Source organism: Rhodanobacter sp. FW106-HT46G03, from assembly GCF_058789895.1.
The window spans coordinates 318,274-335,086 of sequence record NZ_JBYTCC010000001.1 but is presented as its reverse complement, the minus strand read 5'-3'; the positions used below and the strand labels follow the sequence as shown (position 1 = coordinate 335,086).

Genomic DNA, 16,813 nt, shown 5'->3' with positions numbered 1-16,813 from the left:
GGTTGCCACGTTGCTTGGCGCGGCAATCCGTTTCAGCGATGCACGCTGCCGATGGCATGCGCCCCGCATGAATCCCGCACCACGATGTCGCAGCCAAGCAGGTGCACCGCGCCGACCGCGGTGCCTGGCCGCGCGATCATTTCCGACAGCAGGCCCATGGCGCTGCGGCCAAGCTCGGCAATGCGCACGCGCACCGTGCTCAGCGCCGGGCTGACGTAGCGCGAGATGGGGATGTCGTCGAAACCCGCGAGCGCGATGTCTTGCGGCACGTCGAGGCCGGCGTCCTTGAGCGCTTGCAGGCAGCCCACCGCCATCATGTCGTTGGCGGCAAAAATGGCCTGCGGCCGCAGCTTCGCCTTCAGCAGTTTGCGGCCCGCCTCGTAACCGGCGCGTTCGCTGAAATCACCGGCAACGACCACCGGCGATCCGTCATGGCCGAGCTCGGCCATCGCCCCGCGGAAACCGGCCTCGCGCTGCTGCGCGTCATAGTTGTCGGGCGGGCCGGCAATGAAGGCGATGCGGCGATGCCCCACGCCGAGCAGGTGCCGCACCATCGCATGTGTGCCGGCAAAGTTGTCGATGTTGAGCACGGCATGCTGCGCACCCGTGACCGGACTGTTGAGCAGCACGGCCGGCAGGTCTTCGGGGAGGTTGGCCTTGAGAAACCGCGCATCCAGTCGCGGTGACAGGATCACGATGCCGTCGACGCGCCCCTGCATCGCGCGCAAGGCACTCGCGGCATCGTCCAGCCCGTCGTGCGAGCTTGAGACCAGGAGCTGCAGACCATGCAAACGCGCCTGCTGGTCAATGCCGCGGATCAGCTCCGAGAAAAACTCGCCGTGCAGGTCGGGCAGCAACGCACCGATCGTGTTCGTGCGCCGCGTGATCAGGCTGCGCGCCGCGCCGTGCGGCATGTACCGCAGGCGCGCCGCGGCCTCGCGCACCCGCTTTTCGGTCGCAGCCGTGACGCCGCCCACGCCGTTGAGCGCGCGCGACACCGAGGCCACCGAGACCTTCGCTTCATGTGCCACGTCTTTGATGGTCGCCTTCACACGCCCTCTGGACTCGCAGCCACATGCCTTGGTGATGCCAGATGTAAACGTTTACATGACGGCTTGTCAAGTGCACCCGCAGAACGCTCGACACCGGAGCCGTCCCGCAGCAGATGCGCACATCAGGCGACCGCGCTTCGACCACAAGGGTCCTGCAAACTGGTATTGGCGCCGCCCCGGACAACGCCGTGGGGCTCACGAAAAACGGCGGTCAAGGGGGGGGCGGTGACGATGCCACCGGCATCCGTTGCATCGCCGCCGACATCACGATGCAGCGGCGCCCCGGTGCCGTATCGAAAACCCGCTGACGCTCAGAAGAACTCGTATTCCACCTGCGCGAGCAGGGTGCGGCGGGGTGCGCTGGCGTTGAGGCCGAACACCACGCCCACGCGGTATTCGATCTCGCTGGTCGTGTTCGGGATGCGCCAGTCGCCGGCCACCATCGGACCCGCCTGATAGGCATCGTCGGCCGGGCGCCCATAGGCCTCAATGCCCGGGCGAAACGCCGAAGACACGGTGTAGGTGCCCTGGTAGCTGTAGCGGAACTCGTACTTGCCCGCCGCACCGGGGCCGACTTGCTTCTCCCAGATCAGGTTGACCGTGTGAGTGAAGCGGCCGGCGGTCTTCTCGATCAGCGGGCCAAACTCGGCCGCATCCGGTTCGCCAGGGCGGGTATTGTGCTCGTAGGCCGCGAGGAAGCCGAAGTCGGCCCAGTACTCACCGGCCGGCGTGAGCTGGAAGGTATTTTCGAGCTCGTAGCCAAGCAGGTGTTCACCCTCGCCGGGCGCCTTCAGATACCGGGCAACATACAGCTCGGCCTTCCACCACGAGTTGAAGGTATGCGCGAGCGAGAGCTCGGCGGCGCTGCTGCCGCGGTAGTCAGCGCGCGGATCGTCGTAGTGGTAGCCGCGCAGCTCGATCTCGCTTTGGGTCGCCACCACGTGCGGCGAGTACACGATGAAATCATCGGCTCGCGCATGGGGCGCGGCAACCGCCAGCGCCAATGCGAGACAGGCGGCCACGGCAGATTGCCGGCGGCGCAGGGGAGACAGCACGGAAAACGGATGGGCAAGGCGGGGCATCGGTGGACTCGCAGGGATTTGAGGCACAAGGGGCCATACCCGCCACCGGAGGGCAGGTACGAAAAAGAAGCAGGAACTCAGGACGACGCGCTGGCGACTGCTGGCGGCGACGCATGACGCGTCACCAGACGCGGCGCAAGTCGCATTCCGGCCACCAGCAGCAGCACGGTGACCAGGTAGAACACGATCTGGATGCCGCTCGGGCGGGCGTCGTAACCAATCAGGATGTGCAACGCCTGTCCCGGCACCGAACCGTTGCTCAGCAGCGCCGAGCTGTTCCACAGCTGTGTGCCCAGCGCCGGCAGCCAGTCGGCCTGCACCAGAAAACGCGTAGCGGTGGAAGCCAGCCCCGCGGCCAGCAGCACCAGCATGCCGTTGGTCGCGCTGAAGAAATGGCGCAGCGGAATGCGCAGCAGGCCGAAGTACAGCGCGCAGCCGACCGCCACCCCGCCGACCAGACCCAGCGGCACCCCGCTCAGAAGATCGCCGATGCCGGCGCCGGCGGCGGCCATGCCGTACAGGAACAGCACGATCTCGGAGCCTTCGCGCAGCACCGCCAGCGCCACCACCACCAGCAGCATGGTCAGCGCGCTGGAACCTGCCTTTACCGCGTGCCCTAGGGTCTGCATCTGTTGCGCCAGCTCGCGGCCGTGGCTGGACATCCACACCACGTGCCAGCCGATCATCAGCACCGCCGCCAGCAACACGCTGGCGTTGAACAGTTCCTGCCCGGTGCCGTTCAACGCTTCCTCGATGACGCCGGCAAAGCCGGCAACGATCACCGCGCCGGTCACGCCGAGCGCCGTGCCGCCAGCGATCCACGCCCAGCGGCGCGACACGCCGCGGGTGGCGGCCGCCACGATGGTAATGATCAGTGCCGCTTCGAGCACCTCGCGAAACACCAGCAGCGCAATACCAAGCATGTCAGGGTCTCACCGTGCGATCAGCGCGCCGTTGCCGGTGGCGCGGTGGAAATCATCGAAGAAGGTGTAGCGCCCCTCGTCCAACGGGCCGACGAACACGGTGGCCGTGGTACCCGGCAGCACGATCTGCTCGCGGTTGAAATCGTTGCTCTCGAACTCGGATGGCGTGGCGTCCTCGTTGCGCACCAGCAGCTTGAACTTGGTGTTGGCCGGTACCTGCAACGTGGCGGGCTGGTAGGCGTGGTTGCGGATGACCAGTGTGTATTCGGGCACGGCGGCCGCGGCCACGCATGGCAGCGCGGCACTCAACAGCAGCATCAACGACAGGGATTTCATGGATACCGCCAGGCAGCCGGATGGGCGACAAGGCACGAATGATAATGGTTCGCATTGTCGTGTCAAGTGGTGGCTGCATCTACTCGTCGCCTGCCAGCGTGCACGACCGCTTTGACTGTGGAGCAGGCGCCCGCGAGCCGGAGCCCGACGTCGGCGCCGGGCCGAAATCGTGTCCGTTGCGGTGGGGTAACCGGAATCACCGGCCACCCCTCGGGTTCGTGCTGGTCCGCGACCTCTGCTCCGGGCTTGAGCACCAACGGTGACATCGACTGCGCTACGTCAGCGGAAACCATCGGGTATCGCTCCGGGCCGGGGCGCGCGGCGTCAATCCTTCAAGTACTCGCGGATCAGGATGCGACCGCGGTGAATCCGGCTCTTCACTGCTTCGCGCGACAGGCGCAGGTCATTGGCCATCTCGGCAATCGAGCATTCCTCGAAATCGCGCAGCACGATCGCCTCGCGGTACTTGTCTGGCAGCGACTGGATCGCGGCGGCCAGATCGAGGTGCAGGCCGGGCGTGGTGTAGTACGCAAAGACCGGATGATCCGCGCTGGGCAACTCGACGTGGCCCTGCATCACCCGCATCAGCCGTTGGCACTCGTGCCGGACGATCGAGAACAGCCACGCCGTGTAGGAGGTGATGGTGCGCAGCGCGCCGATCCGGCGATACACCGTCAGCAGCGTTTCCTGCACGGCATCCTCGGCATCGGCGTGGGAGGCGCACTGGGCCTCGGCGATCCGCCGCAGGTTGGGCTGGCTGTCCTGCAGCAGCAAACGCAAGGCGGCCTCGTCGCCCTGGCGTGCGGCTTCGATCAAAGCGGGATTGTTGGACATGACGGTACGGGCCCCGGAATGGTGGATGGAAGGGCAACCGGCAGATCGTTGGCACACCACGCCAGCCAAACGCATGGTCTCACCATGCTGCGGCTCGTGCCGGCCACATGGCACACCATGACCCGCCACGCGGCAGCGTCGCCCCTCGACTCATAGAGGCGGCAAACGGCACAAAGGATTCATCCTTGTCCGTCACCAATGAAACTCGCGTCCAGCTTCCGTGCGCCCCAATCCGGCCGTTTTCCTCCTCAGCCGGTAGCGCCTTCGCGAGTCCGGTCATGCACACTGCCTGCCATGCTCGAATCGGATCCGAATGGCTGCGACGGTCTGCGTGAGCCCTGCCCCGCCGCCGGTTCGTCCCGTGCAACGTCGATGTTTCGCCTTGCTTCCAGATCGTCAAACCTGGCCTGCTTCACAGCGACCACGGCGACCGGAGGCGCGCAAGCGGCAACGCCATCGTCCCGAGCGGCCGGCGTGAGAGGATGGCATTGACGCCTCTCGATGAGGCGACGCCTCGCTGCCGGTCATGCACCTCCCACCCCCTCTGCGTACGACGTCGGCCACCGTGATGGATTGCGCCCATGTCGTGCTGGACCCGACCCACTTGAAACGCACGCTGTTGATCGCCTTCGTGGTCGGCAGTTGGTTGAACCTGTTCAACCACGCGGATGCGTTGCTCCACGGCGCGATGAATGCACCCCTCGCGGTCAAGCTGGCGCTGAATTACCTGACGCCGTTCGTGGTGTCCAACGCGGGCCTGCTCGCACGCCAAAGGCAGCGGCGCGATGTCGATTGACTCCGTGCGCAGCATGCCCGCATGTACGGTGTCCCGGGTTCACTAAATCGAAGCCGACACCGATCACGCGGGGCTCCCGTTCCCCAGGTGGGGATGCCGCCAGGGCCGCCACACCACGCCGAGCAGCGCATCCAGCGAAAGTTTGCCCGGCCCGAACGCGATCACCGCCATCAGCATCAGGCCCCAGACCTTGTGGTCGGCGAACTCGGCCGTGTCGAAGAGTCCGTGCCAGAAACCGTGCGGCCACAGGTCGGGGAATGACGAGAACGCGATGATGTTGTAGATGAACAGGAACAGCGCGAACGGTCGGCCAAGCAGGCCGAACGCGAGGAACCACGGCACGATCAGCTCAACCCAGGTACCGAGCACCGCCGCGACATCGGGCGGCAGCAGCGGCACGTGGTACATGCTTTCGAACAGGAACTGCGTTCCCGTCGGATCCTCGAACTTGACCACGCCGGCGTGCCAGAACGCCAGCGCCACCCAGATCCGCATGAGCAGCAGCGTCGGTGGCCCGAGCCAGGCTTGCAGCCCGTCGGCGGTGCGCCGGTAACCGGTTTCCACGCATGGGATCATCGGCACGATACCGACTCCTTCAAGTTGTCGTTCGGAACTGAACCGACGATCAGTCCCCGTTGGGCGAACGTACCCAGGCAGATCGGTTGGTCGAATGCGGGATCAATGGCCTGTGCCACCGTGTTGCTGCTCGCCAGCGTCGCACCCCGTGCCAGTGCTTCGATGCAGGCGAAACTCGCGGCGTCCAGCGCCGCCATCGCGACCTCGCCGTCTTCGCGCCACAGCAGCACGTTCTCGCCGGTGTCGGGCAACTGCAGGCCCTCCTCGCCGGGCGCCATCGCGTACCGAAAAATCGTCAGTACCGCATACGCGCTGGCAAGGCACTGCACGCTCGGGTGCAGCGTCAGCGTGCGGTCCCGCACCGCCAGCGCCCGTTCGAAGGCGGCGCTTGGCAACGCCTCGGCGTCGGCCGCCAGCACCGCCCGCTGGCGCAACCATTCCAGCCGCGCGACGTCGGGCAGGTAGGGCAGCTCCCGCGCCTGCGGCACGGTCGCGAGATAGTCGCCGAAACGGCCGCCAAAGACCTGCAGGTTGCCCGAGTGCGAGGCATGCTCGCGCCGGTAACCGCGTGCGCACTGATCGAAAAAGGCGCCACCGACCAGGGCCAGCACGGCCGGATACGAAGTCCGCAGCGCGTTGACCTGATTGCCCTCGCAACTGTGGCGATAGATACGCAGCCGCGCCGCCGGCTCCAGCCCGTTCCCGGCAATCGCCTCGACCGGCCCGGACGCGTCCGGCGAGTACAGCGCGGCCATGAAGCGACGCTGGCATTCAAGCAGGGAGGGCACGGTGGGCATCGAGCACTCCTTCGGCATGCGCTGCTTCGTCCAGCAACACTTCGAGCTCGGGGATGTCCTGGTCCCATTCGATCAGGGTCGGTACCGGGCCAAACAGCGCGATCGCGTCGGCGTACAGATCCCACACGTCCGGAGCGACCCGCCGGCTGTGCGAATCGATCAGGAGCGGCACCGCAAGGTTGTCCTTGCGGGTGAACCCGGCGAGGTGGATTTCCTGGATCGCGCTGCGCGGCATCGCCCGCAGATACACCTGCGGGTCGAACCCGTGGTTGACGCTGTTGACATAGATGTTGTTGACGTCGCACAGCAGCCCGCAACCGCTGCGCCTCACCGCTTCGGCGACGAACTCCCATTCGGTGTAGTCGCCGCCCTCGAAACGCAGGTAGGTCGACACGTTCTCGACCAGGATTTGCCGGCCCAGCGCGTCCTGGACCTGCCCGATCCGCGCCACGACGAGCCGCAGCGCTTCTTCGGTAAACGGCAGCGGCAGCAGGTCGTTGCTGTGCCACCCGCCCACCGCACCCCAGCACAGATGTTCGGACACGAGATCCGGCTGGTAGCGATGGACTACCTCGCGCAGGCGATTGAGGTGCGCGGCATCGAGGCCATCGGCCGAGCCCAGCGACAACCCGACCCCGTGCAGGCTGAGCGGATAGTCGCGGCGGATCAGGCCCAGCGCATCGTGAAACGGCCCGCCCGCGGTGAACACGTTCTCGCTGTGGGTTTCCAGCCAGGCCACACTTGGGTGCTCGGCGAGCACCCGCATGATGTGCGGCGCACGCAGCCCGATGCCGGCCGCAACCGGCATCGGACCCGCACCCGCACCCGCACCCGCACCCGTGGCGACGGGATTCGTCACGGCCTACGCCCTCACGCCTTGGTCAGGCTGCCACCGGCGATCTTGGTGCACAGCCCGGCCGGCATCGCAACGAAGGCGCTGGGATCACTCGCCTTGCTGTCCTGCCCGGCGCAGGAATGCCCCGGCGACTGGCAGTCGTTCTTGTACGCCGCATTGACGCCGTAGCACGGCGCGAACTTGTCCTTTTTCATCATCGTCATGGTCTTTTGCTGCTGCATCTTCATCATGGCGGGCGTCATCTGCATGTGGCCCGCCTCCTGGGCCATGGCGGTGGACGCGAGCGACGCGAAACCCAGCGTGATGGCGCAGGCAAGGGTGGTCTTGAGAAGTCGACTGCTGTTCATGAAGCATCTCCGTGGATGGGACCTGGATGGCCCCTGCCCCCTATAGAGGCGGCGGGGAGACAAAAGGATTCAGGGCTTCTGCACACGCGTCGCAGCACCCCGTCGCCACTTTCCTCAAGAACTGGCGAAGCCAGCATGCTGCCGGCACAACCACGGGCGTAGAGGAAGCCCCGCAATTCAATGGCAATCCCACCGTACCTCGGCCGGCTGCGCAATGGGCGATGCGTTGACCGGATCGGCCGAAACGCCGGCAATCGGCATTCGGGCGGAGCGGGTCGAACCGGCACGGCACCGTGCGCAGCATGCACACCACGACAACACCGGACGTCAACCCTTCGCGGGGGAATCGCCCTTGCGTCGATAGATGGTGCTGCGGCTGATGCCGAGCTTACGGCCCGCCGCGGCCACGTTGCCACCGCAGGTTGCCACGGCTTCGTCGATGGCACGCAACTCGATCGCGTGCAGGTCGTCCGCCTGGGCATCGGCCCTTGGCGACGGCGCCATCGTCTGCTGACGCTGCAGCTCGATCGGCAGATCCACCACGGTCAACGTCGAGCCGGGAAGGCCGAGCGCCATCAGGCTGCGCAGCACGCCAACCAGTTGCCGCTTGTTGCCCGGCCACGGCATCGCAGCCAGCGCCTGGACCAGCTCCGGGTGCAACTGCATCGATGCCTGGCCGCCACCCAGAGCTTGCCAAAGCCGGGGTATCAAGGTGGCGCGATCGGCCTCTTCGCGCAGCGCCGGCAGGTGCAACGTGGATTGCGCCACCCGGTAATACAGGTCGGCACGGAATGCACCTCGGGCAATGGCGCTGCATAGATCCCGGTGGGTGGCGGCGATGACGTTGACGTCGATGGCAAATGCACGACTGCCGCCAAGGGGCGTGACTTCGCGCTCCTGCAAGACCCGCAGCAACCTGCTCTGCAGCGCAAGCGGCATGTCGCCCAGTTCGTCCAGGAACAACGTGCCGCCGTCGGCCTGACGCAACAACCCGGGCGTGCCGTCACGCCGCGCGCCGGTGAACGCGCCAGGCATGTAGCCGAACAGCTCGGATTCGATCAGGCTCTCCGGCAGCGCCGCACAATTGACGGCGACGAATGGCGCGGCGGCACGGGCGCTGCGCCGATGCAGCTCGCGGGCAACCACTTCCTTGCCGGTACCGGTCTCGCCCTGCAGTAGCACCGGGATGCCGGCGTCGATCAGTTTCATCAGGCGGTCGAGTTCCGCGTCCAGCTCTGCGGAAAAGACCGGCGCGGGCACCGGCGTCGCGGTCGCCTGCGCCTGGGCGCCATGGACCCAACGCGTGCGGCGCGGCAGGTCGCGACACGCATGCATCATCTTGCCATCCTGACAACGCATGTCGCCGGTGCCGCCGGGCCTGGGCAATGCGGAAGCGAACAGCTCGTGGTGGCGCAGCTTGCCGAGCTCGCTCCAGTCGATCCCGAGCAGGCGCAAGGCACCACGGTTGGCGGCGACGAGCTTGTGATCCTCGAACACCAGCAGGCCTTCGCGCGCCGTTCCCAGCAGGTCGGGATCACTGTGGATGCGTACGATGTCGCCGTGGTCGAACTCGTGTTCGAAAACGCGACGCTCGATCTGCTCCACGGCAAATTGCACCATGCCCATCGCCAGGTTGCGGTACACCGACGATTCGCCGGACAGATCCAGCACACCAATCACTCCGCCCTGCGGATTGAAGATGGGCGACGCGGAACAGCTCAGTACCTTGTGCGGCAGATAGAAGTGCTCGGCACCGAGCACCTCCACCGAACGGCGCTCCACGATCGCGGTGCCGACGGCATTGGTTCCGGTTGACGATTCGGTCCACCGGACGCCCGGGCGCAGCGACACCCGGGCCGCCTTGTCCAGAAAATCCGCGCTACCCAGCGCATCCAGGATGAAACCGTCCGGCGCGGCCAGCACCACGATGCTGCCGGCGCGATCGACGCCGGCATACAGCGCCTCGAGCTCCGGCCGGCACAGCCTGCGCAACTGCTCAAAATGTTCCTGCATCACCCGCAACGCGTGCTGCTCCACGGGAGTGGCCCCGTGGTAGTCGTTGGCCACCAGGCCCATGTCGCGGCACCGGCGCCACGAAGCCAGGATGGCCCCCGGAACCAGGCCACGCGGCTCCGACCCGTCCTCGAAAAACAACTGGCGCGCCTGCTTGATGGTCTGGGTCGGATTCGGTTGCGGCATCGAATGCCTCGAGTGTTGCAGCCTGCGACACCGTGTCACGGGTACGTCCCGATACGAAACACATTACGCGACACGATGCAATAGGGGCGCGCCCAGCGTTGATGGTGCAGTGCGGTAGGCGTGAATGCTATCCGTTGCCGCTCAATGGATGGATTGGTGTGCAATGCAGCATCCCCCACTGCCTGCGGTGGTTGGCACGCACCGTGCGATGAGTGGATCGCACGTCGCCACCACCGGAGCACAGACATGACGAAACTGGAACTGCAGCACCTCGCGGCCAAGGTACCGTTCAAGACCCGATACGGGAACTTTATCGGCGGCAAATGGCTACCGCCGGTCAACGGCAGGTACTTCGAAAACGTCACGCCCGTCACCGGGCGGGCGTTCTGCGAAGTGCCGCGCTCGGACAAGGAGGACATCGAGGCGGCGCTGGATGCCGCCCACGCGGCGAAGGACGCGTGGGGCAAGGCTTCGATCGCCGCCCGGTCGCGCGTCCTCAGCCTGATTGCGGACCGCATGGAGCAGAATCTCGACCTGCTCGCACAGGCCGAGACCTGGGACAACGGCAAGCCGATCCGGGAAACCGCGAACGCCGACATCCCGCTTGCCATCGACCACTTCCGCTACTTCGCCGGATGCATCCGCGCGCAGGAAGGCACGATCGACGAAATCGACGAGAACACGGTTTCCTACCAGTTCCACGAGCCGCTCGGCGTGGTCGGCCAGATCATTCCGTGGAACTTCCCGCTGCTGATGGCGGCCTGGAAGCTGGCGCCTGCGCTGGCTGCCGGCAACTGCGTGGTGCTGAAGCCGGCCGAACAGACGCCGACGAGCATCCTGGTTTGGGCCGAGCTCATCGGCGACCTGCTGCCGCCCGGCGTGCTCAACATCGTGAACGGTTTCGGCCTGGAAGCCGGCCGGCCGCTGGCCACCAGCAACCGCATCGCGAAGATCGCCTTCACCGGCGAAACCACCACCGGCCGGCTCATCCTCCAGTACGCCAGCCAGAACCTGATACCGGCGACCGTGGAGCTGGGCGGCAAATCGCCGAACGTGTTCTTCGACGACGTCGCCGCGCAGGACGACGATTTCTTCGACAAGGCGGTCGAGGGCTTCGTGCTGTTCGCATTCAACCAGGGCGAAGTCTGCACCTGCCCCAGCCGCGCGCTGATCCAGGAATCGATCTACGACAAATTCATGGAGCGGGCGCTCCAGCGCGTCAAGGCGATCAAACAGGGCAATCCCCTCGACCCATCGACGATGGTCGGCGCGCAAGCGTCGAGCGAGCAGATGGACAAGATCCTCTCCTACTTCGACATCGGTCGGCAGGAGGGCGCCAAGATCCTGATTGGCGGCGAACGCAATACGTTGGGTGGCGATCTCAAGGACGGCTACTACGTCAAGCCCACCGTGTTCCAGGGCAACAACAAGATGCGGGTGTTCCAGGAGGAGATCTTCGGGCCGGTGGTATCGGCGACCACCTTCAAGGACGACGACGAAGCCCTCGAGCTCGCGAACGACACGCTGTACGGCCTGGGCGCCGGGGTGTGGAGCCGCAACGTCAACCGCTGTTACCGCATGGGGCGCGGCATCCAGGCCGGCCGCGTGTGGACCAACTGCTACCACGCGTATCCGGCCGGGGCGACCTTCGGCGGCTACAAGCAGTCGGGGTACGGCCGCGAGACGCACAAGGTGATTCTCGACCACTACCAGCAGATCAAGAACATGCTGGTGAGCTACTCGCCGAAGAAACTCGGATTCTTCTGATCCGGGCATTTCGTCGCGGCCGCCGGTTGGTGGCTGCGACCTTCGCGGCCGCGCCGCAACGGCGCGATCCACACGCAGTGTCCGCGACACCTTCGACCGCGAAGGTTTCGCCCTTGCAGGGGAGATCACCCATGAACCGTCGTTCCGCAAAACGCCATGCCCCGTGTACCCGCGCTACGCGATCATGGCGGCGCCCACTGGCGGTTGCACTCGGAATAGCAGCCGCTTGCCCGGCGGCCGCCGGCGCCACCTCGTTCAGCGCCGGTGGTTTCACTGTCGACGTCAGCGGCTTCGCCAACGCGTTCTATACCGTCACGAGCTGTTCCGGCAATTCGGTGGGCGGCCTCGCGCTGGCCGGTGAAACGCTGGGCTGCGGCGGCCAGAAGGATCGCACCACCATCGGCAACGGCCTGCTGCCCAACGAGCTCATTACCAAGATCACCACCACCCAGGAAGGCATCGACATCGGCGCGGAACTCGGCCTGGCCGTGCCCATTGCCACCTCCTCCGCGATCGGCCAGAACAGCGGCGTCGACGTGCGGCAGGCTTACTTCACGCTCGGCACTGCCGACTTCGGCACGGTGAAACTTGGCCGCGACTACGGCATCTTCGGCTCCAACGCGATCCTCACCGACATGACCCTGCTCGGCGTCGGCATGCCCGCGCAGGCGACCCAGCGCGGCCGCGTATCGCTGGGCCACATCGGCGCGGGCTACACCTATCTGGGCACCTACAGCCAGATCACCTACACCTCGCCAAGCATCTCCGGTTTCACCTTCACCGGCGGCGTCGTCAGCCCGGTCGGCACCAGCTTGTCCGCGGTCAACTATGACTCGCGCACCAACCCGCAGATCCAGCTGCAGCTGACGTACACGAATGGCTCCTTCAAGGGCTGGATCGGTGCCAAGACGCAACGCTTCTACGCGCCATCCGGTTCCACCAACCGGGACTTCACAATGTCCGCCGGCGAACTCGGCGCTTCGTTCACGGCCGGCTGGTTCTCGTTGCTGGCCAACGTGCAGGCCGGCCGCGGCCTAGGCATCCTGAGCGACGGAGACCAAGGCTCCGTGAAGGGCGTGAACTACCTACTGCAAGGCACCTATCAGGTGACCCCCAAGCTCAAACTGGGCTTGAGCGGCGGCATCGACCGCAACAGCAACAACGGCTTCAACGCCACCTACAACGCCAGCTTCAAGTCCAACACCAATGTCACTGCCGGCGTGTATTACGCACTGACCAAGAGCGTGACCCTCGACGTCGAACTCAGTCAGACCCGCTCCAAGGATTACCTCGGCAACAACGAACACATGAACGGCCTGTCCGCCGGCGGCATTTTCTTCTTCTGAGCCAGGCTGCCCATCCAACACGGAGACTCCCATGACAACCACAAAAGCATTCTGCAGGGTGGCCCTTTGCGCCGCGATCGTGGCCTCGATGACCGGCGTCGCCTTTGCCGCGGACGGGGCCGGGAACTACCCCACCGTCACCCAGGCGACGCTTGAACATGCCGCGAACGGCAATGGCTGGCTGATGTATCGCCGCGACTACACCAGCAGCGGCTACGCCCCGTTCAAGGACATCAACACCGGCAACGTGGCGAAACTCAAGGAGGCCTGGAGTTACGTCAGCCCCGTCAACGAACAAGGCTACGAGTCGCCACCGATCGTCAATGGCGACTACATGTTCGTGACCACCCCCAAAAATGGGCTGCTCGCGTTCCAGGCCAGCACCGGCAAGTTGTTGTGGAAGTACGAGCACGACCTTTCCGATGCCGGCCTGAAAACGATTTGCTGCGATGTGGTCAATCGCGGTGTCGCGCTGCATGGTGACAACGTCTACATGGCGACGCTCGACAACTTCGTGGTGGCGTTGAACGCCAAGACCGGCAAGGTGGTGTGGCAAAAGCAGCTCATGCAGCCAGATGTCGGCTACGCGATGACGCTTGCGCCGCTGATCGTGAAAGGCAAGGTGATCGTGGGGCTGTCAGGTGGCGAATACGGCGCCCGCGGCTTCATCGAGGCGCTCGACGCCAACACGGGTGCGGAAGCGTGGAAGACCTACACGATCCCCGCGCCAGACGAGCCGGGTGGCAACACCTGGCCCAAGGGCGCCTACAAAACCGGCGGCGGTGGCGCGTGGCTGACCGGCACCTACGACGCGGAAACGAACACCCTGTTCTGGGGCGTCGGCAATCCGGGGCCGTGGCTGGCGACCCTGCGTCCGGGCCTGAATCTCTACACGGATTCGGTCATCGCGATGAATCCCGCCACCGGCAAGATCAAGTGGCACTACCAGTACACGCCGCACGACACCTGGGACTATGACGGCACGAACGAAACCGTGCTGACGAACATCGACTACCAGGGCAAGCCCTACAAGGCGCTGGTGTCCGCGAGCCGGAACGGCTGGTTCTACGCGATCGACCGCACCAACGGCAAGCTGATCTATGCCAAGCCGTTCGTCACCGCGACCTCGGTCAACGGCATCAAGGACGGCCGGATGACCACCGACGATGCGCTGCGTCCGGCGGTCGGCAAGACCGTGACCACCTGCCCGAGTTTCCTCGGTGGCAAGAACTGGTGGCCGATTTCGGTGAGTCCGGAAACGCACTTGGCCTACGTGCCCGCCATGCACACCTGCATGACGATCGGCGGCACCACGGTGTCCTACAAGGCCGGCCTGCCGTTCCTGGGCGAGTCCTTCAACGTCACTGCGGATCCGAAGTTCCCCAACCAGTGGGGTGACGTCATTGCCATCGACCTCAACACCGGCAAGGCCGCATGGAATTTCCCGTCCGCGCTGCCGTGGAACGACGGCATGCTCAGCACGGCTGGTGGCCTGGTGTTCTCGGGCAGCGCGGACGGCTATCTGTACGCGTTCGATGCCAAGACCGGCAAGGTGTTGTGGAAGAGCCCCAAGATGACCTCCGGGATCATCGGCGTGCCAACGACCTGGAAGGTGGGCGACAAGCAATACGTGTCGCTGTGGGCAGGCTGGGGCGGTGCCACGCCGATCTGGGGTGGCGACATGGCAAAGGATCCCGCGGTGAAAGACATTCCGCGCGGCGGCCACCTGTACGTGTTCTCGCTGTAAGGAGCATGGGTGATGATGATGCGCACGACACTCAGAGTTGCGGGTCGTTGTGCGTCGCTGGCAGCGATTGCCGCCGTACTTCTGTACGGCGGCACCGCGGCAGCGGCGGAACGTTCGATCTGCGTGGACACGAGCGACCCGATGGTGGCAGTGGAGACCCGGCTTGCCCAGGCGGTCGCCGCGCACGAGCACGCGACATTGCGGGTGCACCAATTCGACAGCAGCGACGGTGACGATCCCTACAGCCTGAAGGACTTTGCCAAGCTCGCGGACCACCACTGCACGCTGGTGCTGGGGTTTCCGATCGACACGGATGTCACCAACGTCGATCTGGGCGGGCTGCACGCCAGCCGGCCGTACGCGCATACGGGGTTTGCGCTGGTGACGTCGCGCGGCAGCAAGGCGACGACGCTGCAACAACTGCCGCGTGGAAGCAAGGTTGAAGTCACGTACCTGACGACGCCCAACATCTACTTCGTCGAGCACCCCGACCTGATCGCCGGTGTCGCGCTGAATACCGACGACGCGTTGAAGGCGCTGATTTCCGGCGAGGTCAATGCCGCGATGCTGTGGCGGCCCGCCGTGACCCGGTACCTGGCGGAGCACCATCTGGGTGACCGCTATGCCGCGCATCCATTGCGGCTCGCGCACGCGAACTTCAATCTGGTGGCCCTCTATGCCGGCCAGCATGCCGAGGCCGGGGCGGCATTCGACCGGTCCATCGCGGCCATGCAGGTGTCCGGGGAACTGGCACAGGTACTCGCGCCCTACGTCGAGGCGGGCGCGGTGCCCGCATCCGGCAAGGGTGGTGCGGCCTCCGCCCCACCCGCCGTTGCGGGTGCCATCCCGTTGACCACGAGCGCGCCTCCGACAGCATCCGCGAGTGCACCGGCAGCCGCGTTGTACACGACTGCCCAGGCTACGGCGGGCCAGCAGAAGTTCTCCGACAACTGCGCGGCATGCCACGGCAAGCAACTGGAAGGGTTCGTCGGCCCGGCGCTGAAAGGCAAGCACTTCGCTCCCGCAAAGGCCAATTATCACGTCAGCGACATCTTCACGATCGTTTCGAAAAACATGCCGGCGAGCCAGCCGGGAAGCCTCGATCACCTGACCTATGTCGAGATCATGGCTTTCCTGCTGCAACAGAACGGCTACCCGGCTGGCGGCAAGGCGCTGACTTTCGACGGGGCCGAGCAATCGAAAGCGCCGTTCATTTCGCCCGACAAGTAGCCGTAGCGCCTTGGCGCACTCCGCCGCGCAGCGGCCGATGCCGCTCTCGCGCGGGGTGGACCGGACGGGCTCGAGTGGTTGTATGGAGGCAAATCGTCATGTCTGAAACAAAGTCCATTGCAAAGGTCCTTTCCACGCCTGCGGCCGATGCGTTGATCGATCGGCTGCGCCAGAAGAACGGCCCGCTGTTGTTTCACCAATCCGGCGGCTGCTGCGACGGTTCGTCACCGATGTGCTACCCGCAAGGCGACTTCATCGTCGGCGACCAGGACATCCGGCTCGGCGAAATCGACGGTGCGCCGTTCTACATGAGTGCATCCCAATACGAATACTGGAAACACACGCAACTGATCATCGACGTGGTCGAGGGGCGCGGCGGCATGTTTTCGCTGGAGAACGGCGAAGGCGTGCGGTTCCTTACCCGCTCGCGGCTGTTCAGCGACGAGGAGGTGGAACAACTGAAACGCGAAGGGCGCTTTTGAGCCGCGCGCGGGCCTGGTTCGCCGACACGAGGTACTGCCGAGACAACGGGAGGACCGCAGCATGCCGAAGTACGTGATCGAACGCGACATTCCCGGCGCTGACCGATTGTCGTCCGAACAACTTCAAGGCACTGGCAAGAAGCCGTGCGGCGTATTGGACAGCATGGGGCCACGGATCCAGTGGCTGCACAGCTACGTGACGGGTGACCGGATCTATTGCGTGTACATCGCCCCGAACGAGGAAACGCTCCGCGAGCATGCGCGGCAGGGCGGCTTCCCCGCCCAGCGCATGTCCGAGGTCGTCTCGCTCAGCGACCCGACCACCGGAGAGATGTAGTGGCGGCACGCGCGCGATCGGGCATGGCCATCGCCCCACGCTCCGCAGGACTCCACGAGACGGCGCATGTCGGTCGCTGCCGCGGCCAACGCCACCGCGCAGGATG

Annotated in this window: 17 protein-coding genes; 7 read left to right on the top strand and 10 right to left on the bottom strand. The window is 65.5% G+C overall.

All coding sequences use genetic code 11. From position 1 onward, the window contains the following. Window positions 1-32 precede the first annotated feature (32 nt). The 5 genes from AC3WP6_RS01435 to AC3WP6_RS01415 all read right to left on the bottom strand — a co-directional run bounded on the left by AC3WP6_RS01435 (window position 33) and on the right by AC3WP6_RS01415 (window position 4,227). A complete protein-coding gene (locus tag AC3WP6_RS01435) occupies window positions 33-1,031 on the bottom strand; it encodes a LacI family DNA-binding transcriptional regulator (protein ID WP_492626015.1) in 999 nt (332 codons plus the stop codon). A 332-nt stretch (window positions 1,032-1,363) separates the two neighbouring features. Continuing rightward, on the bottom strand, window positions 1,364-2,134 hold the full coding sequence (locus AC3WP6_RS01430; protein ID WP_492626014.1) for a hypothetical protein: 771 nt from the start codon (window positions 2,132-2,134) through the stop codon (window positions 1,364-1,366). 77 nt (window positions 2,135-2,211) lie between these two features. Continuing rightward, window positions 2,212-3,057 (bottom strand): FTR1 family iron permease, encoded by an 846-nt coding sequence (locus AC3WP6_RS01425; RefSeq protein WP_492626013.1) that lies wholly within the window; start codon window positions 3,055-3,057, stop codon window positions 2,212-2,214. A 9-nt stretch (window positions 3,058-3,066) separates the two neighbouring features. Continuing rightward, complete coding sequence (locus AC3WP6_RS01420) at window positions 3,067-3,393, bottom strand: cupredoxin domain-containing protein (RefSeq protein ID WP_492626012.1); 327 nt, start codon at window positions 3,391-3,393, stop codon at window positions 3,067-3,069. A gap of 324 nt (window positions 3,394-3,717) precedes the next feature. Beyond that, window positions 3,718-4,227, bottom strand: coding sequence for an RNA polymerase sigma factor (locus AC3WP6_RS01415; RefSeq protein WP_492626011.1), 510 nt, complete (start codon window positions 4,225-4,227; stop codon window positions 3,718-3,720). 526 nt (window positions 4,228-4,753) lie between these two features. On the opposite strand from AC3WP6_RS01415, the gene nrtS reads away from it, so the two are divergent. Beyond that, a complete protein-coding gene (nrtS, locus tag AC3WP6_RS01410) occupies window positions 4,754-5,023 on the top strand; it encodes a nitrate/nitrite transporter NrtS (RefSeq protein ID WP_492626010.1) in 270 nt (89 codons plus the stop codon). A gap of 63 nt (window positions 5,024-5,086) precedes the next feature. On the opposite strand, the gene AC3WP6_RS01405 is transcribed toward nrtS, so the two are convergent. The 5 genes from AC3WP6_RS01405 to AC3WP6_RS01385 form a co-directional block, all read right to left on the bottom strand. Further along, window positions 5,087-5,599, bottom strand: coding sequence for a DoxX family protein (locus tag AC3WP6_RS01405; protein ID WP_492628619.1), 513 nt, complete (start codon window positions 5,597-5,599; stop codon window positions 5,087-5,089). Further along, complete coding sequence (locus AC3WP6_RS01400) at window positions 5,596-6,396, bottom strand: HvfC/BufC N-terminal domain-containing protein (RefSeq protein WP_492626009.1); 801 nt, start codon at window positions 6,394-6,396, stop codon at window positions 5,596-5,598. The genes AC3WP6_RS01405 and AC3WP6_RS01400 overlap by 4 nt, the downstream gene beginning before the upstream one ends. After that, a complete protein-coding gene (gene bufB, locus AC3WP6_RS01395) occupies window positions 6,371-7,255 on the bottom strand; it encodes an MNIO family bufferin maturase (protein ID WP_492626008.1) in 885 nt (294 codons plus the stop codon). The genes AC3WP6_RS01400 and bufB overlap by 26 nt, the downstream gene beginning before the upstream one ends. Before the next feature lie 11 nt (window positions 7,256-7,266). Further along, window positions 7,267-7,599, bottom strand: a complete 333-nt coding sequence (bufA1, locus tag AC3WP6_RS01390; protein ID WP_492626007.1) for a BufA1 family periplasmic bufferin-type metallophore — start codon at window positions 7,597-7,599, stop codon at window positions 7,267-7,269. Window positions 7,600-7,926: 327 nt separating this feature from the next. Continuing rightward, a complete protein-coding gene (locus AC3WP6_RS01385) occupies window positions 7,927-9,798 on the bottom strand; it encodes a sigma-54-dependent Fis family transcriptional regulator (protein WP_492626006.1) in 1,872 nt (623 codons plus the stop codon). A 246-nt stretch (window positions 9,799-10,044) separates the two neighbouring features. Here AC3WP6_RS01385 and adh point away from each other — a divergent pair, with 246 nt between their 5' ends. From adh to AC3WP6_RS01355, 6 genes are all read left to right on the top strand, one after another. After that, entirely contained in the window at window positions 10,045-11,565 is a 1,521-nt protein-coding gene (gene adh, locus AC3WP6_RS01380; RefSeq protein ID WP_492626005.1) for an aldehyde dehydrogenase, read from the top strand. Between the two features lie 131 nt (window positions 11,566-11,696). Next, entirely contained in the window at window positions 11,697-12,911 is a 1,215-nt protein-coding gene (locus tag AC3WP6_RS01375) for a porin (RefSeq protein ID WP_492626004.1), read from the top strand. 31 nt (window positions 12,912-12,942) lie between these two features. Further along, window positions 12,943-14,658: a methanol/ethanol family PQQ-dependent dehydrogenase gene (locus AC3WP6_RS01370; protein ID WP_492626003.1), complete on the top strand. Its 1,716-nt coding sequence runs from the start codon at window positions 12,943-12,945 to the stop codon at window positions 14,656-14,658. A gap of 12 nt (window positions 14,659-14,670) precedes the next feature. After that, window positions 14,671-15,888, top strand: a complete 1,218-nt coding sequence (locus AC3WP6_RS01365) for a c-type cytochrome (RefSeq protein ID WP_492626002.1) — start codon at window positions 14,671-14,673, stop codon at window positions 15,886-15,888. A 98-nt stretch (window positions 15,889-15,986) separates the two neighbouring features. Then, window positions 15,987-16,370: a DUF779 domain-containing protein gene (locus tag AC3WP6_RS01360; protein ID WP_492626001.1), complete on the top strand. Its 384-nt coding sequence runs from the start codon at window positions 15,987-15,989 to the stop codon at window positions 16,368-16,370. Window positions 16,371-16,431: 61 nt separating this feature from the next. After that, complete coding sequence (locus tag AC3WP6_RS01355; protein ID WP_492626000.1) at window positions 16,432-16,707, top strand: DUF4242 domain-containing protein; 276 nt, start codon at window positions 16,432-16,434, stop codon at window positions 16,705-16,707. Window positions 16,708-16,813 lie beyond the last annotated feature (106 nt).

What these genes read in the sequence shown, in the direction of transcription:
- AC3WP6_RS01430 (WP_492626014.1), bottom strand. Translation starts at nt 2,134, where the DNA reads ATGCCCCGCCTTGCCCATCCGTTTTCCGTGCTGTCTCCCCTGCGCCGC.
- AC3WP6_RS01425 (WP_492626013.1), bottom strand. Translation starts at nt 3,057, where the DNA reads ATGCTTGGTATTGCGCTGCTGGTGTTTCGCGAGGTGCTCGAAGCGGCA.
- AC3WP6_RS01420 (WP_492626012.1), bottom strand. Translation starts at nt 3,393, where the DNA reads ATGAAATCCCTGTCGTTGATGCTGCTGTTGAGTGCCGCGCTGCCATGC.
- AC3WP6_RS01415 (WP_492626011.1), bottom strand. Translation starts at nt 4,227, where the DNA reads ATGTCCAACAATCCCGCTTTGATCGAAGCCGCACGCCAGGGCGACGAG.
- nrtS (WP_492626010.1), top strand. Translation starts at nt 4,754, where the DNA reads ATGCACCTCCCACCCCCTCTGCGTACGACGTCGGCCACCGTGATGGAT.
- AC3WP6_RS01405 (WP_492628619.1), bottom strand. Translation starts at nt 5,599, where the DNA reads ATGATCCCATGCGTGGAAACCGGTTACCGGCGCACCGCCGACGGGCTG.
- AC3WP6_RS01400 (WP_492626009.1), bottom strand. Translation starts at nt 6,396, where the DNA reads ATGCCCACCGTGCCCTCCCTGCTTGAATGCCAGCGTCGCTTCATGGCC.
- bufA1 (WP_492626007.1), bottom strand. Translation starts at nt 7,599, where the DNA reads ATGAACAGCAGTCGACTTCTCAAGACCACCCTTGCCTGCGCCATCACG.
- AC3WP6_RS01385 (WP_492626006.1), bottom strand. Translation starts at nt 9,798, where the DNA reads ATGCCGCAACCGAATCCGACCCAGACCATCAAGCAGGCGCGCCAGTTG.
- adh (WP_492626005.1), top strand. Translation starts at nt 10,045, where the DNA reads ATGACGAAACTGGAACTGCAGCACCTCGCGGCCAAGGTACCGTTCAAG.
- AC3WP6_RS01375 (WP_492626004.1), top strand. Translation starts at nt 11,697, where the DNA reads ATGAACCGTCGTTCCGCAAAACGCCATGCCCCGTGTACCCGCGCTACG.
- AC3WP6_RS01370 (WP_492626003.1), top strand. Translation starts at nt 12,943, where the DNA reads ATGACAACCACAAAAGCATTCTGCAGGGTGGCCCTTTGCGCCGCGATC.
- AC3WP6_RS01365 (WP_492626002.1), top strand. Translation starts at nt 14,671, where the DNA reads ATGATGATGCGCACGACACTCAGAGTTGCGGGTCGTTGTGCGTCGCTG.
- AC3WP6_RS01360 (WP_492626001.1), top strand. Translation starts at nt 15,987, where the DNA reads ATGTCTGAAACAAAGTCCATTGCAAAGGTCCTTTCCACGCCTGCGGCC.
- AC3WP6_RS01355 (WP_492626000.1), top strand. Translation starts at nt 16,432, where the DNA reads ATGCCGAAGTACGTGATCGAACGCGACATTCCCGGCGCTGACCGATTG.